The sequence below is a fragment of the Afipia sp. GW822-FHT04G07 genome (assembly GCF_058800765.1).
The window spans coordinates 317836-340284 of the sequence record NZ_JBXAMP010000002.1 but is presented as its reverse complement, the minus strand read 5'-3'; the positions used below and the strand labels follow the sequence as shown (position 1 = coordinate 340284).

Here is a 22449-nt window from a genome sequence, read left to right as displayed (position 1 = left end):
TTCACGAACCGCAGAGGGAGGAATCCTGCATGATCTATCGCACTGGCCTGAAAACCATGCTGGCCGCGGCTGCGCTCGCGGTCCTGTCCGGCGCTGCATCGGCGCAAGACTATCCCACCAAGCCGATTACACTGATCGTGCCGTGGCCCGCTGGCGGCTCGACCGATATCTCGATGCGCGCGATCGCCGACAGCGCGTCGAAAATCCTCGGCCAGCCCATTGTCGTGGACAACAAGGCGGGCGGCGGCGGCACCGTCGGCCCGGCGACCATGGCGGCGGCAGCCAAGCCGGACGGCTATACGATCTCGCAGATTCCGATCACGGTGTTCCGTCTGCCGCTCATGCAGCAGGTGTCGTGGGATCCCGCCAAGGATTTCACCTACATCGTGCATCTGACCGGCTACACCTTTGGCGTCACCACTAACGCTGAGTCCCAGTTCAAGACCTGGAAGGACGTGGTGGATTTCGCCAAGGCCAATCCGGGCAAGGTGACTTACGCAACGCCTGGCGCGGGAACGTCGCTCCATGTGGGCATGGAGCAGATTGCAACGCGCGCCGGCATCAAGCTGACGCAGGTGCCGTTCAAGGGCGGCGCGGAAACCAACGCGGCAGTGCTTGGCAATCACACCATGCTTCAGGCGGATTCCACCGGATGGCGGCCGCTGGTCGATGCCGGCAAGCTTCGCCTGCTGATGGTGTGGACGTCCAAGCGTTCGCCGAACTTCCCGGATGTGCCGACGCTCAACGAACTCGGCTACGACATGGTCTACGATTCGCCGTTCGGCATCGCGGGACCGAAGGGCATGGACCCGAAGATCGTCGCCAAGCTCCACGATGCGTTCAAGAAAGCCATCGAGGACCCGGCGGTGATTGCGACGCTTGCGAAGTTCGACATGGTGGCGAACTACAAGAACACGCCGGACTATGTGAAGTTCGTCGCCGACGTCACCGACTCCGAGCGCAAGGTGATCGACTCCCTGGGACTTGCGAAGAAGACGAACTGACGATCGCTGCACGCGATGACGGGCCTGCGAGCGATCCCGCAGGCCCGCGTCGGAATTTCTGCACCTGACACTTACGGGGGAGGCGGTGCACGATGGCTGGTTCGAGCGACACGAAATTCAGGCTCAATAACTCCGAACTGTGGGGCGGTCTGGTCGGGCTCGCGCTCGCCATTTTCGTGGTCTGGTCGGGACTCAAGCTCAATATCGGAACGATCAACGATCCAGGCTCCGGCTTCGCGGTGTTCTACACCGGTCTGCTGATGTGCGTATTCGCGGTGACGATCATCGTCTCGGCCATCACCGAGGGCGGGCCGACCGTTGAGTCATTGTGGGCCGGAACGCGATGGACCAAGCCGCTGGTCGTCGTCGCGTGTCTGACGGCGTTTGCGTTCCTGTTCGCGCCGCTCGGCTTCCTGCTGGCGTCGATTCCACTGTTGCTGCTGCTGTTGCGCGTCATCGATCCGGTCCGCTGGACGCTGGCGATCCCGCTCGCCGTCCTTGTCCCGATCGGCGTCTGGTGGGTTCTGAAGCGCGCGCTTCTCATTCAATTGCCTTCGGGCATTTTCGGCATCGGCTGACCGCTCATGGATGTTCTTCTCAACGTCGCGCATGGATTCGGCATCGCTCTTCAGCCGGTGAACCTGCTTTATTGCTTCATCGGAGTTTTCATCGGCACGCTGGTCGGCGTGCTGCCCGGCATCGGCCCGATTTCGGCGATGTCACTGCTGCTGCCGGTGACGCTCTCGGGTACGCCCGAGTCCGGCATCATCATGATGGCGGGCATCTACTACGGCTCGATGTACGGCGGCTCGACGACCTCGATCCTTGTCAACATTCCGGGCGAGGCGGCGTCCGTAGTGACCTGTCTCGATGGTCACCAGATGGCGAAGCAGGGCCGGGCGGGCCCGGCGCTCGGCATCTCGGCGCTCGGCTCGTTTATCGCAGGCACGTTTTCACTGGTCGCGCTGATGTTGATTGCGCCGTCGCTCGCCAGCGTCGCCGTCGCGTTCGGGCCCGCAGAATATTTCAGCCTGATGGTGCTGGGCCTCGTGGTGCTGACGTTTCTCACCCAAGGCTCGATGGCCAAGGCGCTGCTGATGGCCTGCATCGGGCTGGTGCTCGGCCTGATCGGCCTCGACAGCATCAACGCGCAGCCCCGGCTGACCTTTGGCCGCCTTGAACTGATCGACGGCATCGGCCTCGTGCCGGTGGTGATGGGTCTCTTTGGCGTGGCCGAAGTGCTCATCAATATCGAGCAGGTCCTCAAGCGTGATGTGATCGACGCCAAGATCACGCAGCTTTTGCCCAACAAGGCGGACTGGAAGGCGAGCGGCGGCCCGATCGGACGTGGAACGATCCTCGGATTTTTCCTCGGCATCCTGCCGGGCGGCGGCGCGGTGGTCGCGACCTTCGCATCCTACGCGCTGGAGAAAAGGCTGTCGAAAACGCCCGAGCGTTTCGGCAAGGGCGCGATCGAAGGCGTCGCGGGACCGGAAGCCGCCAATAATGCGGCTGCGGGCGGCGCGTTCATTCCGCTGATGACGCTGGGCATCCCGCCGAACGTGGTGATGGCGCTGCTGCTCGGCGCCTTCGTCATTCACGGCCTGCAGCCGGGGCCGCTGATGATCACGCAAAATCCCGGATTGTTCTGGGGCATCATCGCCAGCATGTATATCGGCAACATCATGCTGCTGATTCTCAACCTGCCGCTGATCGGCATGTGGGTGCAACTGCTCAAGCTGCCTTACAACGTGCTGTTTCCGCTGATCCTGCTGTTCACCATCGTCGGCGTCTATTGCAGCAGCAACAATGTGTTCGACGTCTACGTCATGGTTGGCTTCGGCATCATCGGCTATCTGATGCGCAAGTTCGGCTATGAGCCCGCGCCGCTGGTGCTGGCGTTCGTGCTCGGACCGCTGCTCGAGAACAACCTGCGCAAGTCGCTGATCCTGTCGCAGGGCGACCTGATGACATTCGTGGAGCGTCCGATCTCGGCCGCATGTCTGGCCCTTGCCGTGGTTCTCCTGATCGGGCCGCTGCTGCCCTCGCTGCGCAAAAAACGTGAGCTGGTCGCGCTCGACGAAGGGGCATGATTCTCGTTCATTCACGGGAACTTTTCCGCGCATTCGGCGTCATCATGGCTCCGGCAAAATAACTTGCCGGATCACCCATGACATTGCGGAATGATGTTCGATCCAGAGAGTGCGCGACAAAACGATCTGCGCGGCGGCACGCCGCCGTGGGCTTCGAGGCTGCTGCAGTCGCGGCGGTCATCGGTCGATGAGGATTTTCGCTGCGATGTCCTTGTCGTGGGCGCGGGCATCACAGGCTCGTTCGCGGCTGAGCATCTGGCGTCCCTCGGGCATGGGGTCAGCATCATCGACCGGCAGCGACCCGGCTTTGGTAGCACGGCGGCGAGCACAGCGATGCTGCTGTGGGAGATTGACCGTTCGCTGAGCGACCTCACGGAGATTTACGGCTTCGACCGTGCCGCGAATATCTACCGCCGCAGTTTTGGTGCGATGACTGGCCTTCTCAATCTGGTCAACTCACGCCAGCTAAGATGCGGGATTCGCCACAAGCGCTCGCTCTATCTTGCGGCCGGAGATGTGGATGCCCGCAAGTTGCTTGCGGAGCATGAACTCAGGCAGCGGGCCGGACTGCCCGGCGATTTTCTGGATCATCTGACGCTGCTGCAGGAATTCGGACTGTACCGCGAAGCGGCTATCGTGGCGCTGGGATCGGCGGACGCGGATCCCTTGCTGCTGTCGCAGGCGTTGCTTGCAACGGCGACGGGAGAGGGCGCGAAGCTGTTCGACGCGGAGGCCGTGACCTATGACAGCAGCGGCGATGCCGTGACGGTCGAGCTTGAGGACGGCCATGTCATCGAGGCGAAACACGTCGTGCTCGCGACCGGTTATGTCATGCCTGATATTATGACGTCGAATTTGCACAAGGTCGTTTCGAGCTGGGCCGTGGCGACGCCGCCGCAGGAACCGGGCGCTCTGTGGCGCGGCGGCGCCCTGATCTGGGAGGCGTCGGACAATTACAATTACGCGCGCACCACCACGGACAATCGCATCATCATGGGCGGTGAAGACGACGACGCGGTTGTCGAGCCGGACGCCCGTGACCGCCTGATGCCCGAGAAGACGGAGGTTCTGTTGCGAAAGCTGAACGGCCTTTGGTCATCGGCGAATCCCGTCGCGGATTATGTCTGGTCCGGCGCGTTCGGAACCACCAGCGACGGCCTGCCGCTGATCGGGCGCGTGCCCGGTCATCCGCGCATTCATGCCGCTTTCGGCTACGGCGGCAACGGCATCACGTACAGCTATCTCGCTTCGCGCATGATTGCGGCGTCCATCGCCGGCAACAATCAGCCGTGGTTCGATGATTTCGCCATCGATCGCGATGCGCCGAAGACGGATTGATAGGCACAACGAAAAACCCCGGCGCGCTGGCCGGGGTTTCGTTTGCCTTGTATCTGCGCAGGCCTAGCCGCCCTTGCCCTTTTCCTTGAAATACTTCATCGCGCCGGGATGGAACGGCACCGGCGAGCGGTCCTGCACCTGGTTGTCCAGCGAGAAGCTGAGCGCTTCCTTGTGCACGGCGACGATGTCGGCCTTCTTTTCCACCAGCGTCTTGACGATGTTGTAGGCGTCGTCATTGCTCATCTTGTCGCCGGTGACGATGATGTTCCAGACTTCGGCCATCTTGTTGTCGACGTCATAGCCTGGATACGACCCGGCCTTGATGACGCCGGCGCTGTACAGCTTGCCGTACTTGGCGTTCATCTTCTCGACCGTATCGGCGTGGTCGATCAGTCTGATCTTCATGCCGGGTGTTGCCGCAAGGTCGGTGACCGATGCGGTCGGAATGCCGCCGACCCAGAAGAAGGCGTCGATCTTGCCGTCCTTGATGGCGTTGACGGATTCGGCGACGCCGAGCCGTTCGCGCTTCATGTCCTTGTCCTTGTCGAGGCCGGCGGCTTCGATGACGCGGAAAGCCATGACTTCGGTTGCGCCGCCGGGCGAGCCGGTGGAGACGCGCTTGCCCTTGAGGTCGGCCATCGTCTTGATGCCGGTGCTCTCGACGGTGACGACGTGCATCCGGTTTGGATAGACCACGAGCAGCGCCTGCAACGGAATCTTGCCGCTCTTGAATTTGTCTTCGCCCTTGTAGGCGTCGAGCGCGGCGTCAGCCATGGTGAAGCCGAGTTCGCTCTGTCCGGTGCCGATCAGCTTGAGGTTGTCGACCGAACCGCCGGTGACTTCCGCGGTGGCCTGCACGTTCGGCAGGTTCTTCGAGAGCACGTTCGCGATCGCGCCGCCGAGCGGATAGTACACGCCGCCGGTGCCGCCGGTTCCGATCGCCATGGTCTTTTGCTGGGCATATGCACTCAGCGCAAGTCCGGCGGAAACCGCAAAGGCAAGCACCGCCGTTGCTTTTGTCATTCTCTTCATGGTCACTATCTCCCTTGGTTTTTAATCGTCAGGCCGGGCGTTGAAGTGCCGGTCCTTTTGCCTGCCACAACAGTACCCCTAATCCGATAAGGATTCCGGGTACATAAGTATAACTGATGTCGCGACCAATCGCCGCTTCAATGAGCGCTTCGATCAGGCTTGGAAACACCAGCAACAGTCCCGACAGGATGAGCAATCCGCGTTCGATCGTGGTGGTGCGCCGCAGCGCCCAGCCCTGCGCCGCAGCTGCCAGCGCCATCAGCCCGAACGTGGTCTTGATGCTGATCTCGACGATGTCGATCCACGTGCCGCCCTTCGGAATGTTGAGCAGCAGTCCGACGCCCTGCGGATCGAGCACGAACACGAACGGCACAAGAAACGCGGGCAGGGTGTATTTCCACGATTGAAGCGTCGTTTTGTACGGGTCGCCGCCGGTGATGGCGGCCGCCGCGAATGGCGAGAGCGCCGTCGGCGGCGAGACTTCCGAAAGCACCGCGTAGTAGAAGATGAACATGTGCGCGGCGTAATCCGGCACGCCGAGCTTGATCAGCGCAGGCGCGGCGATCACCGCGCAGATGATGTAGGACGCCGTGACGGGAACGGCGAGGCCGATGATCCACACGATCAGCGAGGTGTAGATCGCCGTCAGCAGCAGGCTGCCGCCGGCATACGAAATCACGATCGACGAGAATTTCAGACCGAGGCCCGTCAGTGTCACGATACCGACGACGATGCCGGCCGAGGCGCAGGTGGTCGCAGCATTCAGCGCACCGATCGAGCCGTCCGCCAGCGCGCGTTTGAGCTTCGGCGGAAACAGCGCCGTATCCTTGCGCAGGAAACTGAGCAGGAATGTTGTTACGATCGCATAGAACACCGACAAGGCCGGCGAATAGCCGATCACCATGAAGATGACGACGGCGATGAGCGAGATGAAATGAAAGCCATAACGCTTCGTCATTTCGCCCAATGAAAGATCCGGTTTGAAGCTGACATCGCGTGCGTCGAATTTCTTGGCGTCAAGCTCCACCATGAACAGCAGCGACAGGTAATAAAGACAGGTCGGGATGGTCGCCATCCAGATCACGTCGAGGTAGCTGATCTTGAGGAACTCCGCGATCAGAAAGGCCGCCGCGCCGAGCACCGGCGGGGACAGGATCGCACCGAGACCACCTGCGGCGAGAAGTCCGCCGGCGGCGTTCTTCTCGAAGCCGGCTTTCTTCATCATCGGATAGGCGACGGTGCCGATCATCACTGTCGTCGCCACGCCGGATCCGGACGGGCCGCCGAGCAGGAACGACGACAGCACCACGGTGCGTCCGGCGCTGTTCGGCTTGCCGCCCATCAGCGCCAGAGAGAAGTCGATGAAGAATTTGCCGGCGCCGGATTGCTGGAGAAACGCGCCGAAGATCGTAAACAGGATGATGAGCGTCGCCGACACATCGACCGCGACGCCGAAGATGCCCTCCAGCGTAATGAAGAGATGGCCGACCAGCCGCGACAGGTCGTAGCCGCGATGGGTCCACGGGGCAGGGAGGTGCGGGCCGAGCATCGCATAGGCGATGAAGAAGATGGCGACCACGGGCATGATCGGCCCGGTGGTGCGGCGCGTCGCCTCCAGCACGAGGACGATGAAGATGATGCCGACGATGACATCCCAGCGGTCGGGCGTCGTCGCGCGGTCGGTGAAGTCGTCGCCGCCCATCAGCGCGTAGGCGATGGTCGCGATCGCGAGCAGGCCTGGGATGATATCCCACCAGCGCACACGGTTGCGGAAGCGAGCCGCCAGCGGAAACAAAAGGAAGGAGAGCAGCAGGGTGAATGCGACGTGGGTGTAGCGAAGCTCCTGTGTCGGAACGATCGCGTAGGCCGCGTAGAGATGAAACAGACTCATCGCGATAGCGATGTAGGTGACCGTCTGGCCCGCCCAGCCACCGAGCCTGTTGGTTGCACCCTCATCGGCTTCGATGAATTCTTCGGCCTTGCGCAAGGCCTCGTCGGAAATGACCTGAGGGTCATCTGCCGGCGGCAGATTTACGGTCGTCATGCTGTGCTCTCCCCCTGACCCATTGGTGCGGGTCACTGCGGCCTTCCTGTTGGAGCAGGGGCCGTTTCGTTGTCGCGCATTGAGGCGGGTTTGGGCGGTTTAGGCAAGACTTCCTTAGTGGCAGACGGCACCATCAACATCATGTGGTCTCAGCGGTTCCTGCGCGGAGAGCCATTATAGAGTGCGTGGGATTCGCCGGACCCGGCCCGGGGCCGAACTTCGCCAATCCCCGAAAAGTGCATCAATTTTAGCATTGCGATGCAGCAAATCGGTTGACTTGGCGCGAGGTGAGTGTTTACTCACGGCCCGATGAGCACCCTCAGACTGACAAGCGATCTCCGCCGGGAGCAAATCCTGGAAGCGGCCAAGCGTTGTTTCGCTCTGTATGGCTATGCGGGGACAACGACGAAGAGCGTTGCGCAGGCGGCATCGATTTCCGAGGGGCTGCTGTTCAAGCATTTCCCAACTAAAGCCGCTCTCTATGCCGAAATTCTTGCGGAGGCCTGCGAGGCTGATCCGGAATTGCTGCGGCTGCGCGAGTTGACGCCGTCGACCGAGACGCTGGTGATTCTCATCCGCGAAATGGTGACGCACTTCATGCGGGCCACGGATACGCCGGATCAGGAAGAAGCCCAGCGAATCAGGCTGGTGATTTCAAGCCAGTTGAACGACGGCGAGTTCGCCCGCCTTCTGTATGAAAAAATCGGCGATCTGATCGGACCTATCTTCAGTGCATCGCTTGAGCGCGCCATCGCTGCGGGAGACGCCACGCAGGTCGAGGGAGAGCCGCTCAATCTTTTCTGGTTTTCTCATCAGGTTGTTCACATGATTGCCCTTACAAGGCTCCCCGCGACGCCCTCGTTGAATTATCCCAACGCCCCCGATTTCGAACGCCAGATCACCCAATTCATTCTGCGGGGAATCGGAGTAACAAGCCGGGCCATCGTCTCACATTTGGATACCGCGCCACCGCTATTCCAGGCGGGTGCGCGAATTGCGGAAAGTGCATAACATGGACGCCAAAAGCACACCCTCTCATCAAACGCCTTCGCCAAGCGAGAAGCCGCGCGCGCCGGTGCGGATGCGGCGCTGGACGATCATCATCGGCGGCGGTTGCCTGCTGCTGGTCGGTGTCATCTGGGGCTTCAATGCCTTCCGCAGCCACATGATCGCGCAGTTCTTCGCGAACATGAAGCCGCCTCCGACCAATGTCGCGGTCGCTGAAGCCAAATCGGAAGTGCTGCCGAATCTCCTGACCGGCGTCGGCGATCTCGCTGCGGTCCATCAGGTCAACGTCACGACCGACGTCAACGGCCGCGTGACGGAAATCCTGTTTACGCCGGGCGCGCGAGTGAAGGCGGGCGATCCGCTTCTTCAGATCTTCGACGCGCCGGACCAGAGCGACCTGGCCAGCTTCAAGGCGCAGACACTTGCGGCTCAGCTGGCGCTCGATCGCGCCAAGGCGCTGCTCGCAAAATCGTTCGGTCCGCAGGCGACGGTCGATCAGGCGCAGGCTGTCTACGACCAGGGTGCCGCCGCGGTCGCCAAGACCGAAGCTGTCATCTCGCAAAAGCGGATCAAGGCGCCGTTTGACGGTGACCTCGGTGTGCGTCTGGTCGAACTCGGACAATATCTGAGCGCCGGAACGCAGATCGTCTCGCTGACCGATTTGTCTCAGCTCTATCTGAACTTCACGGCGACTGAAAAAGACCGTGCTGTTCTGAACGTCGGCCAGACGGTTCGCATCGTTGTGGACGCCTATCCGGGCCGTACGTTCGAGGGCAAGATCACCACCATCGAACCGCAGATCAGCGCCGACACGCGCAACGTCCGTATTCAGGCAACGCTGGCGAACCCCGACCGCGTTCTCCAGCCGGGCATGTTCGCGACCACGACGGTCGAACTGCCGGCGAAGCCGGCGGTGGTCACCGTGCCCGAAACGGCCGTCGACTACACGCTGTACGGCGATTCCGTCTGGCTGATCACGGAGACTAAGGACGCGGACGGCAAGGCTTCGCTGAAGACCGACCGGACTTTCGTGAAGACCGGCCCCCGTATTCACGGCCGGGTCGTCATCACCACCGGTTTGAAGCCCGGCGATCGTGTCGTTGCCGTCGGACAGCTCAAGCTCCAGTCCGGCTCCGCCGTCACGATCTCGTCGGACCCGCCGCCGCCGGTTCCCGCGCAGCCGCCGCGCAATTGATCTCATAACGGAGCGCCGCTCATGGCCTTCACCGATATCTTCATCAAGCGGCCGGTGCTGTCGCTTGTCGTCAGCCTGCTGATCCTGCTGATCGGCTTCAAGGCGGCGACAAGCCTCGGTATTCGTCAGTATCCGAAACTGTCGAACACCGTGGTTACGATCACGACGTCCTATCCGGGCGCGTCGCCGGACCTGATGCAGGGCTTCATCACGCAGCCGATCGAGCAGGCGGTGGCGTCGGCGGAAGGCGTCGATTACATCACGTCGTCCTCGACGCAGGGCACCAGCACGATCTCGGTTTACATCAAGCTCAACGTCGATCCGAATTCGGCGCTGACCGAAGTCAGCTCGAAAGTGAGTTCGGTCAGGTATTTGATTCCGAGGGAATCCAACGACCCCGTGATCACCAAATCGACCGGCCAGACCACGGCCGTGATGTATCTCGGCTTCGCCAGCGACGAGTTGAGCGGACCGCAGATTTCCGACTATCTCGCGCGCGTGGTGCAGCCGATCCTGTCGACGGTGGACGGCGTCGCGTCCGCCGACATTCTCGGCGCGCAGACTCTCGCCACCCGCATTTGGCTCGATCCGGCCCGCATGGCCGGGCGCAACGTGTCGCCCGACGATGTCGCAGCGGCGATCCGGGCCAACAACTTCCAGGCCGCTGCCGGTCAGTCCAAAGGCTATTTCATCGTTTCCAACGTGACGACCAATACCGACCTGACCAGCATCGAACAGTTCAAGCGCATGACGGTGAAGGCCAAGGACGGCGGCTTCGTCAGGCTTGAAGACATCGCGGTGGTGGAGCTTGGCGCCCAGAGCACCGATTCCAGCGTGTCGCTCAGCGGCCAGCAGGCGATCTTCATCGGCGTGCAGTCGACCCCGCAAGGCAACCCGCTCAACATCGTTCAGGGCGTGCGCGGGCTGTTCCCGGAAATGGAACGCAATCTGCCGCCATCGCTGAAAATGCGCGTGGCTTACGATTCGACCAAGTTCATCCAGTCGTCGATCGATGAGGTGCGCAACACGCTGGTCGAAGCGGTGGTCATCGTGGTCGTCGTGATCTTCCTGTTCCTGGCCTCGTTCCGTTCGGTCATCATTCCCGTGGTCACGATTCCGCTGTCACTGGTGGGCGCGTGCATCCTGATGCTGTCGATGGGCTTCACGCTCAATCTTCTGACGCTGTTGGCGATGGTTCTCGCGATCGGACTTGTGGTCGACGACGCCATCGTGGTGGTGGAGAACATTCACCGGCATCTGGAGGAGGGCAAATCTCCCGTCGAAGCCTCACTGGTCGGCGCGCGCGAGATCGTGGGGCCGGTCATTTCCATGACCATCACGCTCGCGGCGGTCTATGCGCCGATCGGATTCCTCGGCGGATTGACGGGCGCGCTGTTCCGCGAATTCGCGTTCACGCTCGCGGGCGCGGTGATCATCTCCGGCGTCATCGCCCTCACGCTATCGCCGATGATGTGTTCGGTGCTGCTCAAGGGCGGTCACCAAAATCAGGGGCGTTTCGCAAAGACCGTCGATCGGGTCTTCTCCCGCGTGACCGACTGGTACGGCCGCAAGCTCGACCGTTCGCTGGACTATCGGCCGCTCACGGGAATTTTCGCCGTGACGATCCTGTTCCTCGTCGGCTTCATGTACGTGAACACCAACAAGGAACTGGCGCCGGAAGAAGATCAGGGCATTCTGTTCTCGGTGACGAAGGCGCCGCAATACGCCAACATCGACTATGCCAACTTCTATGGCGAGAAGCTCGACAAGGCGTTTGCGAGTTTCCCGGAAACCGATCTGCGCTTCATCATCAACGGCATTACCGGACCGGCCAACGGCATTGCGGGCATGATCCTGAAGCCGTGGGATGAGCGCAAGCGGTCGTCGCTGGCATTGAAGCCGCTGGTTCAGGGCGAACTGAGCAAGATCGAGGGCGTCAATGCCTTCGCGTTCAACTTGCCGCCGCTGCCGGGCGGGCCGGGCGGCTTGCCGATCCAGATGGTCATCAGCACCACCAGCGGATTCCAGGCCGTGTTCGAGCAGATGGACAAGCTCAAGAAGGCGGCGCGCGAAAGCGGTCTGTTCATCGTGGCCGACAGCGATCTCGCGTTCAACCAGCCGGTGGTTGCCGTTAAAATCGACAGGTCGAAAGCCAACGATCTGGGCATCAGCATGCAGGCCGTCGGCAACACGCTGGCGACGCTGCTGGGCGGCAACTACGTCAACCGCTTCAATCTCGAGGGCCGCTCCTATCAGGTGATCCCGCAGGTGCCACGCGGCCTCCGGCTGTCGCCGGAAGCGCTCGAAAAGTACTATGTCGCGACAACCGGCGGACGTCAGGTGCCGCTGTCGACCATCGTCACCATCGAGACGAAAACCAACCCGAACGCGCTGACGCATTTCAATCAGCTCAATTCGGCGACGTTCCAGGCGGTGCCGATGCCGGGCGTGACGGTCGGCAAGGCGGTCGAATTCCTCGAGACCCAGGCCAAGCAGTTGCCTGCTGGCTTCTCGCGCGATTATCTCGCCGACTCGCGACAGTTCGTGCAGGAAGGCAACCAGCTCGCCGTCACCTTCGTGTTCGCGCTGATCATCATCTTCCTGGTGCTGGCCGCGCAGTTTGAAAGTCTGCGCGACCCGCTGGTCATCCTGATCTCGGTGCCGATGGCGATCTCGGGCGCGTTGATTCCGCTGTTCTTCGGGCTGGCGACGATCAACATCTACACCCAGGTAGGCCTGGTGACGCTGATCGGCCTGATCAGCAAGCACGGCATCCTGATGGTGGAGTTCGCCAACGAACTCCAGATCAAGGAAGGGCTGGATCGCCGGGCTGCGATCGAGCAATCCGCACGGGTGCGGTTGCGGCCGATCCTGATGACCACTGCGGCGATGGTCGCCGGTCTGCTGCCGTTGCTCACGGCAAGCGGTGCCGGCGCGGCAAGCCGGTTCTCCATCGGCATTGTGGTCGTGGCCGGCATGTCGATCGGCACGCTGTTCACGCTGTTCGTGTTGCCGGCGGTTTACACCGCAATCGCAACCGACCACAGGGCGTCGGCGGATTCCGAGCGCGCGAAGGACATCGAGAAGTACGAACTCAGTTTGACGTGACGTCGCTCTTACCTCTCCCCGTTTTACGGGGAGAGGTCGGATTGCGCAGCAATCCGGGTGAGGGGCAACTTTTGTTGTGAGCCTCCGGTTCGCCCCTCATCCCAACCTTCTCCCCGCATACGGGGAGAAGGGGCGCATCGCGGTTGCGGGTTGTTTTACGCCTCCACCCGCTCCGTGTATGATCGCGACGATCATGCTGACGGTTCGCAACCTCACCAAATCCTACCGGACGTCGGACGAGCGGCTTGCGGTTTTGCGAGGCGTTGACCTGACCCTTGCGGCCGGAGAGAGCGTCGCGCTGACCGGTGAATCCGGCAGCGGCAAGAGCACGCTGCTTCATCTGATCGCCGGCCTCGACAAAGCCGACGGCGGGGAGGTCTGGCTCGACGGCGGGCTGGTGTCCGATCTGTCTGACAGCGACCGGGCCGTCATGCGGCGCGACCGGCTGGGCCTTGTGTTCCAGCAGTTCAATCTCATTCCGAGTCTGCAGATCGGCGACAACCTCGCGTTTCAGGCGCGGATTGCAGGCCGTTACGATGCGACGTGGCAGGACGAACTGATCGAGCGGCTTGGGCTCGGCGCGCTGCTCGATCGCTATCCCGAGCAATTGTCGGGCGGACAGCAGCAGCGCGTCGCCATCGGGCGCGCGCTGGCGATCAAGCCGCTTGTGCTGCTTGCCGACGAGCCTACCGGAAATCTCGACGAGACGACGGCCGACGATGTGCTGGCGCTGGCACGCGATCTGGTCGCGCGCACCGGCTGTAGTTTTCTGATGGTGACCCACAGCGCACGCCTCGCCGCGACGCTGGACCGCCAGGTTCATCTCAGCGCGGGACGGATCACATGACGCGCCCGGTCTGGATTCTTCGTGCTCTCTTGAGCCACTGGACCCGGCACCGGATGCAGCTCGCGACCCTGTTGATCGGATTGATTTCCGCAACCGCACTCTGGAGTGGCGTGCAGGCGCTGAACAGCCAGGCGCGCAACAGCTACGACCGCGCGGCGGCGACCTTCGGCGGCGGCAACACCGCGATGCTGGTCGGCCGCGACGGCCCGTCATTCGCTCAGCAATTGTTCGTCGATCTGCGCCGCGCCAACTGGCCGGTGTCGCCGGTGGTGGAAGGGCGCATTGTCATTGGCGGGCGTTCGTTCCGGCTGCTCGGCATCGAGCCGATCACACTGCCTGCGGGCGCGGGGGCTGCGCCGGGCTTCATGCAGATGGAATCTGGGCAGGCGGATTTGCAGAAATTTCTGATGCCGCCGGGGCAGACGCTGGTCGCGCCGGAGACATTGTCGGATATGAAGCTGGCTGAAGGCGCCGCGCCGCAGGTCAACGCCATGGCGCTGCCGCCACTTGCGGTGCAGGACACGCTCGCGCCGGGCGTGCTGGTGGTGGACATCGGTGTCGCGCAACGCGTTCTCAGAACGCCGGATCAGGTGTCGCGGCTTCTTGTGGGCGATCAGAATGGCGGCAAGCGACCGCCGCTGGCCCAGGTGGTCGGCGATCAATTGCGGATCGTGGAGGCGGGCGCACCGAGCGATCTCGAACGGCTCACGTCCAGCTTTCATTTGAACCTCACGGCGTTCGGATTGCTGTCGTTCGTGGTCGGCTTGTTCATTGTGCATTCGGCCATCGGGCTGGCGTTCGAACAGCGATTGCCGATGCTGCGCACGATGCGCGCCTGCGGCGTGTCGGCGCGGGCGCTCACGGTCGTTCTGGTCACGGAGTTGGTGTCGCTGGCGCTATTGTCCGGCATTGTCGGGCTGATCTGCGGGTATGTGGTGGCGGCGTTCTTGCTGCCCGATGTGGCCGCGAGCCTGCGCGGACTCTATGGCGCGCAAATTCCCGGCCAATTATCGTTGAAGCCAAGCTGGTGGCTTTCGGGATTGGGCATGAGCGTTCTCGGCGCATTGCTCGCCGCCGCGGCCGGGCTTTATCGCGTCTATCGTCTTCCCATCCTTGCGGCGGCGCAGCCGTATGCCTGGCAACAATCGCAGCAACGCTGGCTGATGCGGCAAGGCGCGTTCGCGCTCGTCGTCGCGCTCGTCGCGGCGGCATGTCTCTATCTGGGAGATTCTCTCACATCGGGTTTCCTTGTGCTGGCGGGACTGCTGCTCGCGGCGGCGCTGGCGCTGCCGGTGCTGCTCGGCGCGGTGCTGTGGCTCGGGCAGCGCGGCACGGTGCGGCCTGTCGTCAAATGGTTCTGGGCCGACAGCCGCCAGCAATTGCCGGGCCTGTCGCTGGCCTTGATGGCGCTGCTGCTGGCGCTCGCCGTTAATGTCGGCGTCGGCACCATGGTGCAGAGCTTCTCGCGCACGTTCACAAGCTGGCTCGACGACCGGCTTGCGGCGGAAATTTACCTGAATGCGACCAGCGACGCGCAAGCGGCCGAGATTGTGGCGTGGCTGCGTCAGCGGCCGGAAGTCGATGCGATCCTGCCCGCGTGGCGCACCGACGTGACGCTCGACACGCTGCCTGTCGAAGTGCTCGGCTTCGCGGATCATGCAACCTACCGCGAACGCTGGCCGCTGCTGGAATCGGTGCCAGGCGTCTGGGACAAGGTGCGCGCGGGCGAGGGCGCGCTGTTCAGCGAGCAACTTGCGCGGCGTCTTAAAGTTCAGCTCGAAGATGAGGTGCGGATTCCAACCCCCCGCGGATTATGGCCCATCAAGGTCGCCGGCATCTATCCGGACTACGGCAATCCCAAGGGGCAGATGGGCATCGACATCGACGCGCTGGCCGGACACTGGCCGGAGATCGCGCGCACGCGGTTCGGGCTGCGTGTCGCTCCGGATAAAGTTTCGGCGCTTGTCGCGGCGCTGCGAGACAAATTCGGACTCGATTCCAGCCGGTTACTGGATCAGGCGACATTAAAGTCTGAGTCCACCCGCATCTTCAACCGCACCTTTTCGGTGACCTCTGCGTTGAACGCTTTTACACTCGGCGTCGCTGGTGTCGCGTTGCTGACAAGTCTCCTCACACTGAGCAACAGCCGGTTGCCGCAGCTCGCGCCGTTGTGGGCGCTTGGTCTGACGCGGCGGCGGCTGGCCGGGATCGAACTGCTGAAGACCATGTCGGTTGCATTCATCACCGCGCTGCTGGCGCTGCCGCTGGGATTGCTGGTGGCGTGGTGTCTGGTTGCGGTGGTGAACGTGAAGGCGTTCGGCTGGCGGTTGCCGTTCCATGTCTTTCCGATGCAACTTCTGGAATTGCTCGTGATCGCGATGCTGGCCGCGCTGCTCGCGACGTGTCTGCCGATCCTCCGCTTGATGCGGCTGCAACCGGCCGCCCTTGTGAAGATATTTGCCAATGAGCGCTGATCTCCGCACCAGCCGCCGCGCATTTATCGGCGGCAGTTTGCTCGCAATGTTCGGCAGTGGGCTTGCGCGTGCGCAGGGTTTTGCGGGATTGGGCGGCGAGAGTGAGGGGTTCGCGCCGGTCGTGCCGGGCAAGGTGCTGGAGTTTCCGCGCGACCATGGCCCGCATCCGGACTACCGCATCGAGTGGTGGTATCTCACCGCGAACCTGCGCGATGCCACCGGCACGGAGTGGGGTGCGCAATGGACGCTGTTCCGGTCGGCGTCAGCGCCGGGTGTGCAGCTGGATGGCTGGGCCAATCAGCAAATCTGGATGGGGCACGCCGCCGTCACCAATGCGCAGACCCATCGTTACGCCGAAAAATTCGCGCGCGGCGGCGTGGGACAGGCGGGCGCTGACGCCGAGCCGTTTCGCGCGTGGATCGATTCGTGGGAGATGCGCGGGCGCGATCCATTCTCGGCGCGGGATGCCGCGCCGCTTGCCGTCTCGGCGTCGGGCAGGGACTTCAGTTACGCTCTCACGCTCAAGGCGGATCGCCCGCTGGTGCTGCAAGGCGACGGCGGGTACAGCAAGAAATCCGAACGCGGGCAGGCATCATACTATTTCAGCCAGCCCTACTATGAAGCTTCCGGCTCGATCACGCTGGGCGACGCGCAGGTTGCGGTCACAGGCCGCGCATGGATGGACCGCGAATGGAGCAGCCAGCCCTTGGCTTCCGACCAGACCGGATGGGACTGGTTCTCGCTGCATCTGGAATCCGGCGAGAAGGTGATGCTGTTCCGTCTGCGCCAGAAGGATGGCAGGAACTATTTCGCCGGTAACTGGATTGATCGTACGGGGCGCTCGGAGGTTCTCGCGGGGAACGGGATCATCATGACGCCGACCGGCTTCACCGACATCGAGGATCGCAAGCTTCCGACGTCGTGGACCATCGCAATCCCGGATCGCAATTTGAAGATCGAAACCGTGCCGCTGAATGCCAGAAGCTGGATGGGCACGCGGTTCGCTTATTGGGAAGGGCCGATCGGCTTTCGGGGCATGCTGAACGACAGCCGGACGAGTGGCGCGGGCTATCTTGAAATGACAGGTTATTGAAAAGGCGCAATCGGCATGAAGCAGAAAGCATTCGGCAACAACGGACCGCGGGTCGCGATGATCGGACAGGGTACCTGGTACATCGACCGCGGCGACCGCGCGGCGTCGGTGGCCGCGCTTCGCAGCGGTCTCGATGCCGGCATGACGCATATCGACACCGCCGAGATGTACGACGACGCGGAGCTGGTAGTGGCTGAAGCGATGAACGGCCGCCGCGACGAGGTGTTTCTTGTCTCGAAGGTGCTGCCAAGCAATGCTTCGCGCAAAGGGACCGTGCAGGCCTGCGACCGTTCGCTGAAGCGGCTGAAGACGGACCGGCTCGACTGCTATCTCCTGCATTGGCGCGGCCAATATCCGCTGGAGGAAACCGTTGCTGCGTTCGACGAACTTGTCAGCGCCGGAAAGATTCTGTCGTGGGGCGTCAGCAATTTCGATGCGTCCGATCTTGCCGAGATGGTGGATGTGGCGGGGGAAGGGCGCATCGCCTGCAATCAGGTGCTTTATCATCTGAACGAACGGGCCATTGAGCACTCCGTCATTCCATGGTGCGAGGCGCACGGCGTCGCAGTCGTCGCCTATTCGCCGTTCGGCCATGACGACTTTCCCGACGCGCAGTCGGCAGGAGGCAAGGTCTTGCAGGAGATTGCGTCACGGCACGGTGCGACGCCGCGTCAGGTAGCGCTTGGTTTTCTCACGCGATGGTCGTCGGTGTTCGCGATTCCCAAGGCCTCGTCGCCGGGTCATGCCGCGGACAACGCGGGTGCGGGCGTATTGATCCTGACCGAGAGCGAGATCGCCGCGCTCGACAAGGCGTTTGCGCTGGGCCGCGAGCCGCGCAGCCTGCCGATGATCTAGATGATTTCCGCTACTCCCTGCCAGAGCAGCAGCAGGGAGATGGCGAACAAAAGCACGTAAGCGATATTGTAGAATAATCCGGTCGGCGTGATGCGGACCAGCCAGATGCCTGCGAAATTCGCCAGCACCGCAATCGGCACCAGGAGCAGCGACGTCGCAAAGTTCTTGGCGCTGAACTGCGCCAGCAGGAAGTAGGGGCCGATTTTCAGGACGTTGACGATCGCGAAAAAGATCGTGGTGGTGCCGACCAGCACCAGCTTCGGCAACCGCTGCGGCAGCACATGCACCTGAAACGGCGGCCCGCCGCCCTGTGTCATGAATGACGTGAATCCCGAGATGCTGCCCCAGAACATGCCGCTGGCGGCCGTCGCGGCTTGGGGTTCGATCCGGTCGCGGTGAATCCATGTATTGGCGACGAAGGCCAGCCCGATGAAGCCGATGACGATGCGGACGAAAGCATCGGACAGATACGAGGCCAGCAGCCAGCCGAGCGCCATGCCGGCGACAGCGCCGGGCAGCATGACTTTCAGGTTCCAAGCGTCCCAGTGGCGCCGGTAGACGTAGACCGAAATGATGTCCTGCGTGATCAGGATCGGCAGGATCAGCGCGGCGGCTTCCAGCGGTGGAAGATACAGCGCCAGCAATGGCGTGGACGCGATGCCGAGGCCCGAGAAGCCGCCTTTCGACAAACCCAGCAGGATTACCGCGGGAATGGCGACAAAATAGAACAGCGGTTCGGTGATGATCGCGTGCACGTCATGATTCCGTCAGATACGTTCCACTTAGGCCTTAGAAGGCACACCAAGATCAACCGATATCGCGGTACAGAAATGCAGGCTGCCCTTGTGGGTTTGCGATAGCGACCTTAGCTTGCGGTCATGCCGCGTTACTTCTTCAATACCCGCATCGGCGAGACGCTGATTCCTGACCCCGAGGGCGCCGAATTGCGCGATCCCGATCACGCCTGGCGCGTGGCGCGCGCGACCATCCGGCAGATCTTGCAGGAAGAGGGTAAGGAGCCGGGCCTTCTGGCGGCATCGCTGGAGGTCACGGACGCGGCCGGCGAGATCGTGCTCGAATTCCCCTTCACCGAGGCGATCGAGATTCCTGACGACCCGCCTTCGCGGCACTGACGACGGGTGTGCGGGTTTGAATTGCCGGGGCGTCCTCGCCCTGCGCGAGCCTGACGGCAATATCGGCGACAAGCTCGACGGCCAGCGTGTCCGGCGAGGCCAGCCAGCTTGCGGCGAATGTCAGGGTCGGTACCTGCAAATCCGTCGTCAGGAGACGGAGCTGGCCTTCCGCCAGTTCGCGCTCCACGATCGCCGTGGGGATGACAGCGACGCCGATCCCGTCCGTCGCCATGCGGATGACGGTGGCGAGCGAAGCGCTCGCATGCAGGCGAGGCGGCGGCAGGTCCGGCCGGTTGAACAGCGAACGCACGATCTCATAGGGTTGAGTCTTTCTCGAAAAGGTGATGATCGCGAACCGCGCGAGATCGTGAACCGTCAGCACACCGGCTCCGAGCCCGAGAGAGGGGCTGGCGACGAACGAATTCGGATAATCGCACAGCACGCGGTTACGCACGTTCGACGCCGACCATGGCCCGAGACAAAAAGCGAGATCTATCTCCTGCGCTAAAAGCCGCTCGCGCAGATTTGGCGTGATATCGATTTCGATTTCCAGCGACAGATTTGGATAGGCGCTCGCGACCCGCTCGATCAGTTGCGGCAGCCACGTATGAACGATGGTCTCGGACACTCCGAGGCGCAGCACGCCGCGCATCGCCGAACGATCCATCACCGCGGCCAGCATTTCCGACCGCAGGCCGATCAGCTTCTCGGCATATTGCATCATCTGCCGCCCGCTCGGCGTCGGCGTCACGGCACGGCTGTCGCGTTGCAGGAGTTTGACGCCGATCTCGCTTTCAAGCTGCGCGATGCGTTGCGAGATCGCCGGCTGCGTCGTGTTGAGCTTTCGCGCCGCGCCACCGAAGCTGCCGAGCGTTGTCACCCAGAGAAATGTTTCGAGCGATTTGAAATCCACCATGCCTGTAACCCCGCACCCATTAGTCCAGCTTATCGTTTCTCATAAGAAAACACGACTAGACTTTATCGTAGCGCAATGATCCACTCTTTTTGAAGAGAAACGGAGTGGTCTTATGCTGTCTGCTGCCGAGCAGGTGTCTCCAACCGTTCAAAGCCGTGGTGCGCAGCTTCCGAGCCGGGATGCGCGGCTGGCTTATCGTTCCGGCAAGGTCGGCGTCACGGCGGGCGTGGCCCCCGGCTTCGTTCAGGGCAATCTCGCCATCGTGCCCGAAAAGCTCGCGTCGGCGTTTCATCGTTTTTGCCAGCTCAATCCCAAGCCTTGTCCCATCATCGGCATGTCCGAGGTCGGCGATCCGCGCATTCCGGCGCTCGGCATCGATCTCGATATCCGCACCGATCTGCCGCGTTACCGCGTCTGGCGCGACGGGGAGCTTTCGGAAGAACCCACCGACATCATGGCGCACTGGCGCGACGATCTCGTCGCCTTCGTCATCGGCTGCTCGTTCTCGTTTGAAGAGGCGCTGGTCGCCGACGGTTTGAAAATCCGCCACATCGAAGAGGGGCGCAACGTCCCGATGTATCGCACCAATGTGCCGTGCGCGTCGGCCGGACCGTTCGCCGGTCCATTGGTCGTTTCGATGCGGCCGTTCAAGCCGGCGGAAGCGATCCGGGCCATCCAGATCACAACGCGGTTTCCGGCCGTGCACGGCGCGCCGGTGCATTTCGACAAGCCCGAACTGATCGGGATCAAGGATATTTCCAAGCCCGACTATGGCGATGCCGTGAGCATTCGGCCCGATGAAGTGCCGGTATTTTGGGCGTGCGGAGTCACACCGCAATCGGTCATCCTGCAATCGCGGCTGCCCTTCGCGATCACCCACGCGCCGGGCTACATGCTGGTGACGGACGCTCGCAATACGGAATTTTCTATTCAGTAAATTGGTCAACCAGTCGCAAAGCCTTTGCCAGACAACAGGCTTCGTCAAACACAGGAGTATCGTCGATGAATCGCCGCGAAGTATTGTTGTCCGGTGTTGCAATGTCATTGGCCGGAACCGTCGGGACGCGCGCCTTCGCGCAGGCCGGTGGTGAAATCCTGATCGGTTGTATCTGGCCGATGACCGGGCCAACTGCGCAGGTCGGAGCAGACGCGAAAGCGGCTCTTGAAACGGCGGCCGATATTGTCAACGGCTCGCACGATCTCGACCTCCCGACCGCGAAGAATGCGGGTCTGGCGGGCCTCGGCAATGCCAAGATCAAGCTGGTGTTCGCCGACCATCAGGGCGATCCGCAGAAGGGCCGTGCCGAAGCCGAGCGCCTGATCACGCAGGACAAGGTCGTCGCCATTTGCGGCGCATTCCACTCGTCGGTGTCGGCCACGGTCAGCGCGTCCTGCGAGCGCTACGGCATTCCCTATATTGCGGCCGATTCGTCATCACCGAGCCTGCATCGCCGCGGTCTGAAATTCTTCTTCCGTCCCGCAGCCCATGACGAGATGTTCTCGCTCGCGATGTTCGAGTTCATGGATGCACTGAAAAAGAAGGGCAAGAAGATCGACAGCGTCGGATTGTTCTTCGAGGACACGATCTTCGGGACCGACTCCTCCAACGTGCAGCGCAAGCTGGCGCAGGATCGCGGTTACAAGGTTGCGGTCGATATCAAGTATCGCGCCTCTTCGCCATCGCTTACGGCTGAAGTGCAGCAGATCAAGAGCGCCAATCCCGACGTGCTGCTGCCATCTAGCTACACCACAGACTCCATCCTGCTGATGAAGACCATGGACGAGCTCGGCTACAAGCCGAACAACATCCTGGCGCAGGCGGCGGGATTCGCCGACAAGGCGACCTTCGATGCGGTGGCCGACAAGCTCAATGGCATGATCTCACGCGCCAGCTTCTCGCTCGATCTCGCCGCCAAGCGTCCGTCGGTCGGCAAGGTCAACGACATGTTCAAGGCGCGTGCCAACCGTGACCTCAACGACAACACCTCGCGGCAGTTGACCTCGATTCTCGTGCTGGCTGACGCCATCGATCGTGCCAAGTCCACCGACGGCGAGAAAATCCGCGCGGCACTCGCTGCCACGGATACGCCCGGCGAGAAAACCATCATGCCGTGGAAGCGCATCAAGTTCACCGCCGAAGGCCAGAACGATGATGCCGATCCGGTGCTGTTGCAGTATATCGGCGGCAAGTTCGTCACGGTGTATCCGGAGCAGGCCGCGATCGCCGAACCGAAATGGCCGATGAACGGCTGATCCGTGACAAGGCGCTGTCTTCGCGACAGCGCCTTTTTTACGAATGTTCGAATGCA

Annotated in this window: 18 protein-coding genes; 14 read left to right on the top strand and 4 right to left on the bottom strand. The window is 62.2% G+C overall.

Going from position 1 to position 22449, the window contains the following annotated elements; all coding sequences use genetic code 11:
- Nucleotides 1-29 precede the first annotated feature (29 nt).
- The 4 genes from AC1RKJ_RS21265 to AC1RKJ_RS21250 all read left to right on the top strand — a co-directional run bounded on the left by AC1RKJ_RS21265 (nucleotide 30) and on the right by AC1RKJ_RS21250 (nucleotide 4435).
- Nucleotides 30-1004, top strand: coding sequence for a tripartite tricarboxylate transporter substrate binding protein (locus AC1RKJ_RS21265; RefSeq protein ID WP_492793108.1), 975 nt, complete (start codon nucleotides 30-32; stop codon nucleotides 1002-1004).
- A 92-nt stretch (nucleotides 1005-1096) separates the two neighbouring features.
- Nucleotides 1097-1582: a tripartite tricarboxylate transporter TctB family protein gene (locus tag AC1RKJ_RS21260; protein ID WP_492793107.1), complete on the top strand. Its 486-nt coding sequence runs from the start codon at nucleotides 1097-1099 to the stop codon at nucleotides 1580-1582.
- A 6-nt stretch (nucleotides 1583-1588) separates the two neighbouring features.
- Entirely contained in the window at nucleotides 1589-3097 is a 1509-nt protein-coding gene (locus tag AC1RKJ_RS21255; RefSeq protein WP_492793106.1) for a tripartite tricarboxylate transporter permease, read from the top strand.
- 93 nt (nucleotides 3098-3190) lie between these two features.
- Nucleotides 3191-4435, top strand: a complete 1245-nt coding sequence (locus tag AC1RKJ_RS21250; protein ID WP_492793251.1) for an NAD(P)/FAD-dependent oxidoreductase — start codon at nucleotides 3191-3193, stop codon at nucleotides 4433-4435.
- 63 nt (nucleotides 4436-4498) lie between these two features.
- Here AC1RKJ_RS21250 and AC1RKJ_RS21245 read toward each other — a convergent pair whose 3' ends face one another.
- Entirely contained in the window at nucleotides 4499-5467 is a 969-nt protein-coding gene (locus AC1RKJ_RS21245; protein WP_492793105.1) for a TAXI family TRAP transporter solute-binding subunit, read from the bottom strand.
- 28 nt (nucleotides 5468-5495) lie between these two features.
- On the bottom strand, nucleotides 5496-7511 hold the full coding sequence (locus AC1RKJ_RS21240) for a TRAP transporter permease (RefSeq protein WP_492793104.1): 2016 nt from the start codon (nucleotides 7509-7511) through the stop codon (nucleotides 5496-5498).
- A 309-nt stretch (nucleotides 7512-7820) separates the two neighbouring features.
- Between AC1RKJ_RS21240 and AC1RKJ_RS21235 the strand changes: the two genes are divergently transcribed.
- The 7 genes from AC1RKJ_RS21235 to AC1RKJ_RS21205 all read left to right on the top strand — a co-directional run bounded on the left by AC1RKJ_RS21235 (nucleotide 7821) and on the right by AC1RKJ_RS21205 (nucleotide 18091).
- Nucleotides 7821-8522 carry a TetR/AcrR family transcriptional regulator gene (locus AC1RKJ_RS21235; RefSeq protein WP_492793249.1) on the top strand — a complete coding sequence of 234 codons (702 nt, stop codon included), beginning with the start codon at nucleotides 7821-7823 and terminating at the stop codon, nucleotides 8520-8522.
- 1 nt (nucleotide 8523) lies between these two features.
- On the top strand, nucleotides 8524-9714 hold the full coding sequence (locus tag AC1RKJ_RS21230) for an efflux RND transporter periplasmic adaptor subunit (protein WP_492793103.1): 1191 nt from the start codon (nucleotides 8524-8526) through the stop codon (nucleotides 9712-9714).
- Nucleotides 9715-9735: 21 nt separating this feature from the next.
- Nucleotides 9736-12822 (top strand): MexW/MexI family multidrug efflux RND transporter permease subunit, encoded by a 3087-nt coding sequence (locus AC1RKJ_RS21225; RefSeq protein ID WP_492793102.1) that lies wholly within the window; start codon nucleotides 9736-9738, stop codon nucleotides 12820-12822.
- Between the two features lie 178 nt (nucleotides 12823-13000).
- Nucleotides 13001-13669, top strand: a complete 669-nt coding sequence (locus tag AC1RKJ_RS21220; RefSeq protein ID WP_492793101.1) for an ABC transporter ATP-binding protein — start codon at nucleotides 13001-13003, stop codon at nucleotides 13667-13669.
- Nucleotides 13666-16143: an ABC transporter permease gene (locus AC1RKJ_RS21215; RefSeq protein WP_492793100.1), complete on the top strand. Its 2478-nt coding sequence runs from the start codon at nucleotides 13666-13668 to the stop codon at nucleotides 16141-16143. The genes AC1RKJ_RS21220 and AC1RKJ_RS21215 overlap by 4 nt, the downstream gene beginning before the upstream one ends.
- On the top strand, nucleotides 16133-17236 hold the full coding sequence (locus AC1RKJ_RS21210) for a lipocalin-like domain-containing protein (protein WP_492793098.1): 1104 nt from the start codon (nucleotides 16133-16135) through the stop codon (nucleotides 17234-17236). Before AC1RKJ_RS21215 ends, AC1RKJ_RS21210 begins: the two co-directional genes overlap by 11 nt.
- A gap of 15 nt (nucleotides 17237-17251) precedes the next feature.
- Nucleotides 17252-18091, top strand: coding sequence for an aldo/keto reductase (locus AC1RKJ_RS21205; RefSeq protein WP_492793097.1), 840 nt, complete (start codon nucleotides 17252-17254; stop codon nucleotides 18089-18091).
- On the opposite strand, the gene AC1RKJ_RS21200 is transcribed toward AC1RKJ_RS21205, so the two are convergent.
- Nucleotides 18088-18846 carry a sulfite exporter TauE/SafE family protein gene (locus AC1RKJ_RS21200; protein WP_492793096.1) on the bottom strand — a complete coding sequence of 253 codons (759 nt, stop codon included), beginning with the start codon at nucleotides 18844-18846 and terminating at the stop codon, nucleotides 18088-18090. The genes AC1RKJ_RS21205 and AC1RKJ_RS21200 overlap by 4 nt on opposite strands.
- 123 nt (nucleotides 18847-18969) lie before the next feature.
- Here AC1RKJ_RS21200 and AC1RKJ_RS21195 point away from each other — a divergent pair, with 123 nt between their 5' ends.
- A complete protein-coding gene (locus AC1RKJ_RS21195) occupies nucleotides 18970-19224 on the top strand; it encodes a DUF6894 family protein (RefSeq protein ID WP_492793095.1) in 255 nt (84 codons plus the stop codon).
- Here AC1RKJ_RS21195 and AC1RKJ_RS21190 read toward each other — a convergent pair.
- Nucleotides 19178-20140, bottom strand: a complete 963-nt coding sequence (locus AC1RKJ_RS21190; RefSeq protein WP_492793094.1) for a LysR family transcriptional regulator — start codon at nucleotides 20138-20140, stop codon at nucleotides 19178-19180. The two genes, AC1RKJ_RS21195 and AC1RKJ_RS21190, sit on opposite strands and share 47 nt — an antisense overlap.
- A gap of 112 nt (nucleotides 20141-20252) precedes the next feature.
- Here AC1RKJ_RS21190 and AC1RKJ_RS21185 point away from each other — a divergent pair, with 112 nt between their 5' ends.
- Together AC1RKJ_RS21185 and AC1RKJ_RS21180 are read left to right on the top strand one after the other, a co-directional pair.
- Nucleotides 20253-21077, top strand: a complete 825-nt coding sequence (locus AC1RKJ_RS21185; RefSeq protein ID WP_492793093.1) for a putative hydro-lyase — start codon at nucleotides 20253-20255, stop codon at nucleotides 21075-21077.
- Nucleotides 21078-21142: 65 nt separating this feature from the next.
- On the top strand, nucleotides 21143-22393 hold the full coding sequence (locus AC1RKJ_RS21180) for an ABC transporter substrate-binding protein (RefSeq protein ID WP_492793092.1): 1251 nt from the start codon (nucleotides 21143-21145) through the stop codon (nucleotides 22391-22393).
- The last annotated feature ends 56 nt before the right edge of the window (nucleotides 22394-22449 follow it).